Source organism: Streptomyces sp. NPDC089919 (assembly GCF_040684615.1).
GTDB lineage: Bacteria > Actinomycetota > Actinomycetes > Streptomycetales > Streptomycetaceae > Streptomyces.
In genome coordinates, this window is record NZ_JBFBGK010000050.1 from 45,904 (window position 1) to 56,577 (window position 10,674).

General features: G+C 76.2%; 8 protein-coding genes. 5 read left to right on the forward strand and 3 right to left on the reverse strand.

All coding sequences use genetic code 11. The features are described from left to right. Nucleotides 1–11: 11 nt before the first annotated feature. Nucleotides 12–1,418 carry a HAMP domain-containing sensor histidine kinase gene (locus tag AB0O40_RS20810; protein WP_365043499.1) on the forward strand — a complete coding sequence of 469 codons (1,407 nt, stop codon included), beginning with the start codon at nucleotides 12–14 and terminating at the stop codon, nucleotides 1,416–1,418. 179 nt (nucleotides 1,419–1,597) lie between these two features. Here the strand turns inward: AB0O40_RS20810 and AB0O40_RS20815 are convergent, their stop codons facing one another. Together AB0O40_RS20815 and AB0O40_RS20820 are read right to left on the reverse strand one after the other, a co-directional pair. Then, complete coding sequence (locus AB0O40_RS20815; RefSeq protein WP_365043501.1) at nucleotides 1,598–3,634, reverse strand: endo-beta-N-acetylglucosaminidase; 2,037 nt, start codon at nucleotides 3,632–3,634, stop codon at nucleotides 1,598–1,600. Nucleotides 3,635–3,775: 141 nt separating this feature from the next. Then, on the reverse strand, nucleotides 3,776–5,059 hold the full coding sequence (locus AB0O40_RS20820) for a glycosyl hydrolase (RefSeq protein ID WP_365043504.1): 1,284 nt from the start codon (nucleotides 5,057–5,059) through the stop codon (nucleotides 3,776–3,778). A 209-nt stretch (nucleotides 5,060–5,268) separates the two neighbouring features. Here AB0O40_RS20820 and AB0O40_RS20825 point away from each other — a divergent pair, with 209 nt between their 5' ends. Continuing rightward, a complete protein-coding gene (locus tag AB0O40_RS20825; protein ID WP_365043507.1) occupies nucleotides 5,269–6,300 on the forward strand; it encodes a LacI family DNA-binding transcriptional regulator in 1,032 nt (343 codons plus the stop codon). 27 nt (nucleotides 6,301–6,327) lie between these two features. Next, nucleotides 6,328–7,326 carry an ROK family protein gene (locus tag AB0O40_RS20830; RefSeq protein ID WP_365043510.1) on the forward strand — a complete coding sequence of 333 codons (999 nt, stop codon included), beginning with the start codon at nucleotides 6,328–6,330 and terminating at the stop codon, nucleotides 7,324–7,326. 31 nt (nucleotides 7,327–7,357) lie between these two features. Here AB0O40_RS20830 and AB0O40_RS20835 read toward each other — a convergent pair whose 3' ends face one another. Then, the gene (locus AB0O40_RS20835; protein WP_365043512.1) at nucleotides 7,358–8,362 is read right to left on the reverse strand and encodes a TAXI family TRAP transporter solute-binding subunit; all 1,005 of its coding nucleotides are present in this window, start codon (nucleotides 8,360–8,362) and stop codon (nucleotides 7,358–7,360) included. Between the two features lie 62 nt (nucleotides 8,363–8,424). On the opposite strand from AB0O40_RS20835, the gene miaB reads away from it, so the two are divergent. Both miaB and AB0O40_RS20845 read left to right on the forward strand, forming a co-directional pair. After that, complete coding sequence (gene miaB / locus AB0O40_RS20840; protein ID WP_365043515.1) at nucleotides 8,425–9,912, forward strand: tRNA (N6-isopentenyl adenosine(37)-C2)-methylthiotransferase MiaB; 1,488 nt, start codon at nucleotides 8,425–8,427, stop codon at nucleotides 9,910–9,912. Between the two features lie 224 nt (nucleotides 9,913–10,136). Further along, nucleotides 10,137–10,674, forward strand: a 538-nt coding sequence (locus tag AB0O40_RS20845; protein WP_365043518.1) for a hypothetical protein, incomplete at its 3' end; no start/stop codon positions are given.

The window sequence follows — 10,674 nt, forward strand, 5'->3', positions numbered from 1 at the left end:
GGGGCGCCCCGGTGCGCACCCGGCTGCTGCCCCTGCTCGTCATCCTGATGGCGGGCATCCTGCTCGCCTTCGGCTTCCCGCTCGGCGTGAGCCTCGCCGCCGCCCGCCAGCAGCAGGTGGTCGTGGACCGGATCGACGACACGGTCCGGTTCGCCGCGCTCGCGCAGTTCGTGGTGGACGCGGCCGAGTCCGGCGAGGTGGGCGTCGACGAGCGCCGCGAGACCCTGCAGCTCGAACTCGCCCGCTACCACGACCTGTACGGCATCCGGGTGGGCATCTTCTTCCGCGACGACAACGCCATGGCCCGGGCGCCCGGCTGGTGGAACCTGCCGCCGGACGGCGAGGGCCGGCGCGCCTTCGAGGAGGCGCTGGCCGGGCGCCGCAGCCACGATCCGGCGCAGGTGTGGCCCTGGCAGCCGGGCGGCCGCCTGGTGGTCGCCTCCCCGGTCGTGCTCGACGGCGACGTGGTCGCCGTGGTCGTCACCGACTCGCCCACCGGACAGCTGCGTTCGCGGATCCTGCGCGGCTGGCTGATCATCGTGGCCGGGCTGGCCGCGGCGATGACGGTGGCCTTCGGCGCCGCGCTGCGGCTCACCAGCTGGGTGCTGCGACCGGTCCGGATCCTCGACGCGGCCACCCACGACATCGCCACCGGCCGGCTCAACTCCCGTGTCGCCGCCTCCGGGGGGCCGCCCGAACTGCGTCGGCTGGCGCGCTCCTTCAATGAGATGGCCGACCACGTCGAGGAAGTGCTCGAACAGCAGCGCGCCTTCGTCGCCGACGCCTCGCACCAGCTGCGCAACCCGCTCGCCGCGCTGCTGCTGCGGATCGAGCTGCTGGCCCTGGAACTGCCCGAGGGGAACGCGGAGATCGCCTCGGTGCGCACCGAGGGCAAGCGGCTCACCCAGGTCCTCGACGACCTGCTCGACCTGGCGCTGGCCGAGCACGCCTCGGCCGAGATCTCCCTCGTGGACATCGGTGCGCTGGCGGCCGAGCGGGTGGCCGCCTGGCGCCCGCTGGCCGAGGAGAAGGGGCTGCGGCTGACCGCGGGCGGGCGGCGCGCGGTGACCGGCTGGGCCGACCCCATCGCCCTGTCCAGCGCCTTGGACGCGGTCATCGACAACGCCCTCAAGTTCACCCCCGCCGGGGAGGAGGTCACCGTCACGGCCGGTGCCGAGGGCCGGGTGGCCACCGTGGTCGTCGCCGACCGCGGCCCCGGGCTGACGGAGGACGAACTGGCCCGGGTCGGCGACCGCTTCTGGCGCAGCGGCCGGCACCAGAACGTCCAGGGCTCCGGACTGGGCCTGTCCATCTCCCGGGCCCTGCTCGCGGCCGGCGGGGGCACCCTCGCGTATGAGACGAACCCGCCGCACGGCCTGCGCGTGACGGTCTCCGTCCCCCGCACGGCACCGGACTAGGTCGTCTCTTTCGGATCTTGCCGGTTAAGCCCGCGTCGTCTGGCGCCGTGCATCGCAAGGCGGAGGGTCGCCCGATTACTGGACGTACTTGGGTGGGCCCGACAACGCGGCGAGGTGCGGTGCCAGGCGGCGCGGGTCAGGCAAGATCCGGAAGAGGCGGCCTAGCCCGGCCGCCGCGGTCACCAGCCGAAGGTGGTCCGGGCCGGGGCGGAGGCGGCGTACAGCTCGTCCACCGCCCGGACCTCCAGCAGCGCGGCCCGCTCCCCGGCGGCCCGCGCCAGCGCCGGCACGTACAGCGCCGGGCCACAGCTCCCGCCCAGGAACTCCCGCCGGCCGTCCGGCCGGACCCGGCTCAGCTCGTAGTGCCGCACCGGCCCCGGCGCGGGGTCCCAGCGCAGCCGCAGCTCCGCCGTGCCCCCGCCGGCGCCCGCCGCGGCCGTCACCCGCAGCCGGGCGGGCGCGGCCGGCGGGGCCGCCGGGCCGTCCCCGCACAGCGCCAGGGCGCCCAGCCGCCAGCGCACCGGGGCCCCGCCCGGTCCGGTCAGCCGTACCGCCAGCCGGTGCGCCGTCCGGCCGGCCAGCCCGGTCAGCGGCACGCGGCGGGTGTGCCAGCCGTCGGCCGCCGCGGCCCGGCCCGCGGGGAACCAGACGTACGGCACCGGCGCGCCCGGCCCGGACGGTTCGGCCACCGCCACCCCGACCGCCACCTCCACCGGTCCGTCCGCCGCCCGGTGGGTCAGCTCCAGCACCGGCCGGGGGCCCAGCGCCGCCCGCAGCGCGTGCAGGCCCACGGCCACCGGGCCCGACGGACTCCCCGCGACCAGCAGGCTGCTGCCGCCCCGCCAGGCGTCCTCGAAGTCCAGCGACACCTCGGGACGTTCCGACCCCTGCGGCACCGCCACCTCCCAACGGCGGCCCGGCAGCCGGTCCTGGAGGCCCAGGTGGTTCCAGGGCTCCGCGGAGCGCACCTCGCCGTCCTCGTACCAGCGCAGTCCGTGGCCGGTGTTGAAGGCGCAGGCGAAGGGCAGTCCGGTGACCGTGGCCCGGTCGGCCACCGCGGTGGCCGGGGCCCGCCAGGGGTCCGCCGGGTCCGGGCGCGCCGGATCGAGCGAACGGCCCGTCCAGAAGCGGTCGTCGGCCGCGTGGAAGGCGGCGGGGGAGCCGTCGGCGGTCCGGCCCAGGGTCCACTCCGGCCGGTACAGGCCGAGGCTCGTGACGGCCGCGCCGCCGGGCGGCAGCACGGCCTCCCAGTCCACCGGCGTGTCCCAGCCCCGGGACTCCACGTCCACCCCCGCCCACAGCTCGTACGGGCCGCGGCCGAGCGCCCGCGCCAGCCGGCCCGAGCCCGCCAGCTTCGGCCCGGTCCAGCCGAAGTCGAGGAACATCCGGTCCGCCACCGTCCCGCGCCGGTCCTCGAAGAAGTCCTGGTTGCGTTCGTTCAGCGCGCCCTGCCAGGCCACCCGACCGCTGCGGTCCATCGCGTCGTACCAGGTGACGCGCAGCCCCCGGGCCGCCCCGGCGGCGCGCAGCGCGCGCAGGAACCCCCGCATCCGCGCGGCCAGTTCCGGATCGCCGCCGTCGGTCTCGGCGTTCACGAACCAGCCGTCGAAGCCGTACGCGGCGGCCACCTCGGCGAGGGTGCCGGCCAGCGGGAAGCGCCCGTACGCGTCGCGGTGCACCAGCTCCCGGGTCCAGCGCAGGTCCCCGCCGTAGACCGCCGGGGGGAGGAAGACGGTGCCGAGCACCCGCACGCCGTTGCGGTGCGCGGCGTCGGTGACCGGGGCGGTGGGGGCGAGCACGACGCCCTCGCCGGCCGAACCGCCCCAGAAGACCAGCTCGTCGAGGTAGGCCCAGTGCGTGGGTGCGTACCGGTCGGCGCCGGGGAAGCCCTGGGCGGGGTGGCCCGCGGTCGGGCCGAAGGACACCAGCGCGGCGATGTGGGCGCCGGTGGTCCCCGGGTGGGCCGGTACGGGGGTGAAGCGCGCGGCCAGGGGCACGGTCGAGGCGCGGTAGGGCAGGTCGGGGTCGGCGGCCGGGGACCAGTCGGCCAGCGAGCGCCACTCGACGCCGGGGGCGGGGGTGCCGTCCGGGACGGAGCCGGGGTACCAGTAGGCGGCGTGGGGGGTCAGGGTCGGGGCGTCCGGCGCCCCCGGTACGGCGGCCGCGGGCGCCGCACCCAGGAACGCCGCGGCGGTGCCGGCCCCGGCCAGCAGCACGCCGCGGCGGGTGGGCCCGCCCCGCGGAGCCGGAGGGCGGGACCCGGGCCCCGGTGCCCCGACGGCCGGCGGGGCCGGTGGGCGCGGATCGGCAGCGGTGCTTCGCTCGGGCCGGACGTGCTGGGGCATGGAGGCTCCTCGTCACAGGTCGGCGGGGCTGACGACTTCCTTGATGCCGCGGGCCGTCAGATGGGCGGCGTCGGCCGCGTGTTCGGCGAGCACCACGGCGGGGCGCAGGCCCTGGGCGGCCAGGGCGGCCCAGGCCTCGAAGAAGGAGCCGCCGGGGGCGCAGACCGAGCGGCGCGGCGCGGCGGCGGCCCCGCCCGCGTCGAGCAGCAGGGCCGTGGTCCGGGGCGGCGGACGGTGCTCCCGGCCGCGCCGGTCGGCGGCGACCGCGGCCAGCGCCCGGGCCGCCGGCTTGGCCTCGCGGTCCCCGGTGAGCAGCCCGAGGGAGTACTCCAGCTCCGGGAAGTCGGCCAGGTCCCGCGGGACGTCGTGCGAGCACCACCACGTCACGCCCCACAGCCCCGGGCAGTCCAGCGCGGCCGTCAGGGTGGCCGTGGTGAAGGCCGCCGCCCGGTCCGGGGCGATCAGCGGGGCGGGCGCGCCGACCTCCTGGAGCCACACCGGGCGGTCCGGGTCCGCCGCCCAGGCCTTGGCCAGCTCGACCAGGTAGGCCGCGTGGTGCTCCGTGGCGGTGCCGGTGGGGCCGTGCCGCTGCGCGGTGCCGTTGAACACCCAGGAGTGCACGGCCGTCATCGCGCCGAGGCGGGCGGCCTGCGCGGGCGTGAAGGGGTGCCCGTCCCGGTACCAGGCCGCGTCGTACGGGGCGTGCAGATGGGGGCGGCCGGGGGCGCCGGCCTCGCAGGCGGCCAGCATCCGGGTCAGCCAGGCCTCGGCCTGGGCCGCGGTGATCCGGTCCGGATCGGGGTGCGGGCCGTCCGCGAACTGGTTGAACTCGTTGCCGACCGTCATGCCCAGGAAATTGGGCCGGTCCGCGAGCGCCCCGGCCAGGGTGCGCAGGTACGCCTCCTGGGCGGCCACCACCTCGGGGTCGAGGAAGAGGCTGCGCCGGTGCCAGGTCCGGGTCCAGGCCGGCAGGAAGTCGAAGCTCGACAGGTGCCCCTGGAGGCCGTCCACCGCCACGTCCAGGCCGCGCTCCGCGGCCGCGTCGGCGAGCTGCACCAACTGCTCCACGGCGCGCGGCCGGATGAGGGTGCGGTTCGGCTGGAAGACCGGCCAGAGCGGAAAGACCCGGACGTGGTCCAGGCCGAGCGCGGCGAGGGAATCCAGATCCGCGCGGACCTCGTCCAGGTCGAAGTCGAGCCAGTGGTGGAACCAGCCGCGGCTGGGCGTGTAATTGGCGCCGAAGCGCAGCCCGCGGGCCGGGCCCCGAGCAGGGTGTCGAGCGGGGTCGTCGGACATGGCGCACAACCTGCCGGGAATTGCCGGGACACGTCAACAGGGCCTTTTCCGCGGGTTTTCCGGAGCGCGCGGAATGCGCCCGGGCGCCGTTGACAGGACCCAGCACCACCCCTGAGGCTGTGCGTACTAATGCGCTTTAGTCGAAGGCGCTCCGAGCCCGTTCCACGCGTTGTGACCGCCTGCGTTCCGGCGAATCCGGGGACGGTGCCATGCCTCGCAGACCCACCATCAAGGACATCGCCCGCCGCGCCGGGGTCTCCGAGAGCGCGGTCTCCTTCGCGCTCAACGGCCGGCCCGGCGTCTCCGCGCAGACCCGCGACCGGATCCGCACGGTCGCCGAGGAGCTGGGCTGGCGGGCCAACAGCGCGGCCCGGGCCCTGTCCGGCGAACGCGCCGGCGCGGTCGGCCTGGTGCTGGCCCGGCCCGCCGCCACCCTGGGCGTGGAGTCCTTCTTCCTCCAACTGGTCGCCGGCATCCAGGAGGTGCTGGCCGCCCGGGCGACCGCCCTGCTCTTCCAGGTCACCGGCGACCCGGCCGAGGAGCTGGCGGCCTACCGGCGCTGGTGGGCCGAGCGGCGGGTGGACGGCGTCCTGGTCGTCGACCCGCGCACCGAGGACCCGCGGCGGGCGCTGCTCGGCTCCCTGGGACTGCCCGCGGTCTTCGTCGGCGGCACCCCGGAGGCCGCCGGGCCGTCCTGCGTCTGGGCCGACGACGCGGAGGCCATGACCCGGATCCTGGACCACCTGCACGGGCTCGGCCACCGCCGGATCGGGCACGTCGCGGGGCTGCCGGGACTGGCCCACACCGAGCGGCGGATCCGCTCCCTGCGGGCCGGCGCCGAGCGGTACGGACTCGGTCCGGACGCGGTGCGCTCGGTGGTCACCGACTACTCCGACACGGCCGGTGCCGAAGCCACCCGGCTCCTGCTGGACGGCCCCCGGCCGCCGACCGCGCTGGTCTACGACAACGACGTCATGGCGGTGGCCGGTCTCGGGGTGGCGGCCGGCCGCGGGATCGCGGTGCCCGAGCGGCTGTCGGTGGTCGCCTGGGACGACTCCCCGCTGTGCCGGGTGACCCATCCGCGGCTGACCGCGCTGGTCCGGGACACCCCCGGCTTCGGGCGGCTGGCCGCGCAGGCGCTGCTGGACCTGCTGGCCGGGGGCCCGCCCAGGGCCCTGGAGGGCGAGCGGCCGCGGCTGGAGCCCCGGGAGAGTACGGCCCCGCCGCCGCGCGCATACTGAAAACCGACCCCGTTCCAGGAGAGCCCCGTGATCACCCCCGCGTCGACCGTCCCGCAGCCCCGCACCGTCGACGGGAGCACCGGTGTCACCGCCGCCGTCGACATCGGCGGCACGAAGATCGCCGGGGCGCTGGTCCGGCCGGACGGCACGATGACCGCGGCCACCCGCCGGCCCACCCCCCGCGGCGTGGACGGCGACGGCGTGATGGCGGCCGTCGAGGAGGTCGTCGCAGAGCTGGCGGCGGCCCCGGAGTGGGCCGAGGTGCGCCGCTGCGGCATCGGCAGCGCCGGTCCGGTGGACGCCTCCCGGGGCACGGTCAGCCCGGTCAACATCGGCGCCTGGCGGGGCTTCCCGGTCCAAGCCCGGACCGAGGCCGCGCTGGCGGCCCACGGCGCCCGGGTACCGGTCGCGCTGGTCGGCGACGGGGTGGCGATGACGGCCGCCGAGCACTGGCTCGGCGCGGCGCGCGGCCACGACAACGCCCTGTGCATGGTGGTCTCCACCGGCGTGGGCGGCGGTCTGGTCCTGGACGGCCGGCTGCACCCCGGCCCCACCGGCAACGCGGGCCACATCGGCCACATCTCCGTGGCCTTCGACGGCGAGCCGTGCGTGTGCGGGGCGCGGGGCTGTGTCGAGGCGATCGCCTCCGGCACCTCACTGGCCCGCTGGGCCCTGGCCGCGGGCTGGCAGCCCGCCACGGCCGACCGGACGGCCGCCGGGCTGGCCGCGGCCGCCCGGGACGGCGACGAGGTCGCCCGGGCCGCCTTCGACCGCGCGGGCCGGGCGCTGGCCGCGGCCATCGCCGCCACCGCGACGCTGGTGGAGGTGGACGTGGCGGTGATCGGCGGGGGCGTGGCCCTGTCCGGGGACACCCTCTTCGGGCCGCTGCGCGCGCACCTGGCCTCGTACGCCACCCTCGACTTCGTGCAGGGGCTGACGGTCGTGCCCGCCGCGCTCGGCACCGACGCCGGTCTGATCGGCGCGGCCGCGGCGGCGGTGGAACTGCTGCCGGCGAGCCGCGGCTGACCCTGGCCCCGGGGCCGGGCCGGCGGGTCCGTCAGGGCTTGACCGAGCGGTAGTAGCGGGCGGCGCCCTCGTGCAGCTCCAGCGGGTCGGTGAAGATCGCCGTGCGCAGGTCCACCAGCTGGGCCGCGTGCACCTGGCCGCCGATCCGGTCCCGGTTGTCGATCAGCGTCCGGGTCAGCCCCTCGGTCAGCGCCGGGTCGGTGCGGTCCGTGGTCACCAGCAGGTTCGGCACCGCCAGGGTCGCCACCGCCGAGGTGTTGCGGGCCAGCTTGTAGGCGTCCTGCTGGATCACCGCGGCCCGGTAGTACCGCGCGGTGGGCCCGGTCCGCTGGAGCGCCCCGACCAGGTCTCCCAGCGGGACCAGCCGGATCTCGCTCCGCTCGGAGAGCTCGCGGACCGCGGTGGTGGGCAGCCCGCCGGACCAGAAGAAGGCGTCGATCCGCTTCGCCTCCAGCTCGCCGGGCATCCGGTCGATGCCGATCGAGACCGGGGTGACGTCCTTGGCCGGATCCAGCCCCGCCGCCGACAGCAGCCGGTCCGAGAGCAGCCGCACGCCCGACCCGGGCTGCCCGACGGCCACCCGCTTGCCCCGCAGGTCCGCCGCCGACCGCACCGGCGAGTCGGCGGGCACCACCAGCTGGACGTAGTCGTCGTAGAGCCGGGCGCAGCCGCGCAGCCGGTCCGCGCCGGGCTTGCGGTCCATCTCGTACGTGGCCACCGCGTCGGCGGTCGCGATGGTGAAATCCGCCTCACCCGAGGCCACCCGGGCCAGGTTCTGCTGGGAGCCCTCGCTGCTCACCAGCCGGACGTCCACCTTGGGCAGGTCCCGCGCCATCGCGTCCCGCAGCAGCTCGCCGTAGCGCTGGTAGACGCCGGTGCGGACACCGGTACTGAAGGTCAGCGGGCCGGCGGGCTCGGGGCGGCCCAGCGGCAGCAGCCACCACAGCACCAGCCCCAGGGCGGCCAGCACCGCCACCGCGCCCAGCAGGGCGCGGCGCCTGCGGGACCGGGGGAGCCGGGAAAAGGGGCGGTGCACGGCCGCGATCCTGCCAGCCGCCGCCGCACATGTCACGGCCCGGCCCCCCTTACCCTGGACAGGTGACGAAGACGTACGAGGTGCGCACCTACGGGTGCCAGATGAATGTGCACGACTCCGAGCGGCTCTCCGGACTGCTGGAGGACGCGGGCTACGTCCGCGCGCCCGAGGGCGCCGACGGGGACGCCGACGTCGTCGTCTTCAACACCTGCGCGGTCCGCGAGAACGCCGACAACAAGCTCTACGGCAACCTCGGCCGGCTCGCGCCCATGAAGACCAAGCGCCCCGGCATGCAGATCGCCGTCGGCGGCTGCCTGGCGCAGAAGGACCGCGAGACCATCGTCGAGCGGGCGCCTTGGGTGGACGTGGTCTTCGGCACGCACAACATCGGCAAGCTGCCGGTCCTGCTGGAGCGCGCGCGCATCCAGGAGGAGGCGCAGATCGAGATCGCGGAGTCCCTGGAGGCCTTCCCCTCCACGCTGCCGACCCGCCGCGAGTCCGCCTACGCGGCCTGGGTCTCGATCTCCGTGGGCTGCAACAACACCTGCACCTTCTGCATCGTCCCCGCGCTGCGCGGCAAGGAGGAGGACCGCCGCCCCGGCGACATCCTCGCCGAGATCGAGGCACTGGTCGCCGAGGGCGTCTCCGAGATCACCCTGCTCGGCCAGAACGTCAACGCCTACGGCTCGGACCTGGGCGACCGGGAGGCCTTCAGCAAGCTGCTGCGCGCCTGCGGGCAGATCGAGGGGCTGGAGCGGGTCCGCTTCACCTCCCCGCACCCGCGCGACTTCACCGACGACGTGATCGCCGCGATGGCCGAGACGCCCAACGTGATGCCGCAGCTCCACATGCCGCTGCAGTCCGGCTCGGACACCGTCCTGCGGGCCATGCGCCGCTCGTACCGGCAGGAGCGTTTCCTCGGCATCATCGAGAAGGTGCGCGCGGCCATCCCGCACGCCGCCATCTCCACCGACATCATCGTGGGCTTCCCCGGCGAGACCGAGGAGGACTTCGAGGCGACGATGCACACCGTCCGCGAGGCCCGCTTCGCCAACGCCTTCACCTTCCAGTACTCCAAGCGGCCCGGTACGCCCGCCGCCGAGATGGACGGGCAGATCCCCAAGGAGGTCGTCCAGGAGCGCTACATGCGCCTGGTCGCCCTCCAGGAGGAGATCTCGTGGGACGAGAACAAGAAGCAGGTCGGCCGCACGCTGGAGGTCATGGTCGCGGAGGGCGAGGGCCGCAAGGACGGCGCCACCCACCGGCTGTCCGGCCGGGCGCCCGACAACCGCCTGGTGCACTTCACCAAGCCGGACCAGGAGGTGCGGCCGGGTGACGTGGTGACCGTGGAGATCACCTACGCCGCTCCGCACCACCTGCTGGCCGAGGGCCCGACCCTGGCCGTCCGCCGCACGCGGGCCGGTGACGCCTGGGCCAAGCGCCAGGCCGCCCCAGCCGCGGGCCCCGGCGTCATGCTCGGCATCCCCACCCTGGGCGTCCCCGCCCCCCTCCCGGCCACCGAATCCGCCTGCGGCTCGGCAGCCTGCTGACCGCCCGCGGGGCTGGAATGTGCTGCGCACATCCAGCCCGCGCGGCGTTTGAGCGCACCGGCGCGGAGCGTCGGTATGGGGGTCCGGGGGCAGCGCCCACCGGTTTCGGGATGGGGGTCCCCCCGGACGGAGTCTGGGGGAGGGCGGGGAGGGGACCAGCTCCGCGCAGCGGCACCCGCCCGACCCGTACCCAACGGCCAAGCGCCGCGGATAGGCTGCGGATCATGCTCGTAGCCGCCGCCGTATGCCCCGCGCCGCCCCTGTTGGTACCGGAGGTCGCCTCCGGCGCCGCCCAGGAACTGGCCGCCGCCCGGACCGCCTGCTCCGACGCCCTCTCCGTGCTCGCCGCCGCCCGCCCCGACCGCCTGGTCGTGGTCGGCCCCGGTGACCAGGGCAAGGGCAACGGCACCAGGACCTACCCCCAGGGCACCCCCGGCTCCTTCCGCCCCTTCGGCGTCGAGCTCGACGTCCGCCTCGGGCAGGGCGAGGGCAGGGGCCGGGGCGAGCCCCTGCCCACCCCGCTGGCCGTCGCCGCCTGGCTGCTCACCGGTACCGGCTGGACCACCCCCGTCGAAGGCCTCGGCGTGGACCCGGGCCTGGCCCCCGAGGACTGCCTCGCGGCCGGCCGGGAGCTGACCGCCGGCCCCGGCCGGGTCGCCCTGCTGGTGATGAAGCCCAAGCCGATGGCCATCTCGGTGAACCTCACCGGCGACAAGGCCAAGGCCGGCGAGCCGGTGACGGTGAAGGTGACCGAGGGCAAGC

What these genes read in the sequence shown, in the direction of transcription:
- AB0O40_RS20820 (WP_365043504.1), bottom strand. Translation starts at nt 5,059, where the DNA reads ATGTCCGACGACCCCGCTCGACACCCTGCTCGGGGCCCGGCCCGCGGG.
- AB0O40_RS20825 (WP_365043507.1), top strand. Translation starts at nt 5,269, where the DNA reads ATGCCTCGCAGACCCACCATCAAGGACATCGCCCGCCGCGCCGGGGTC.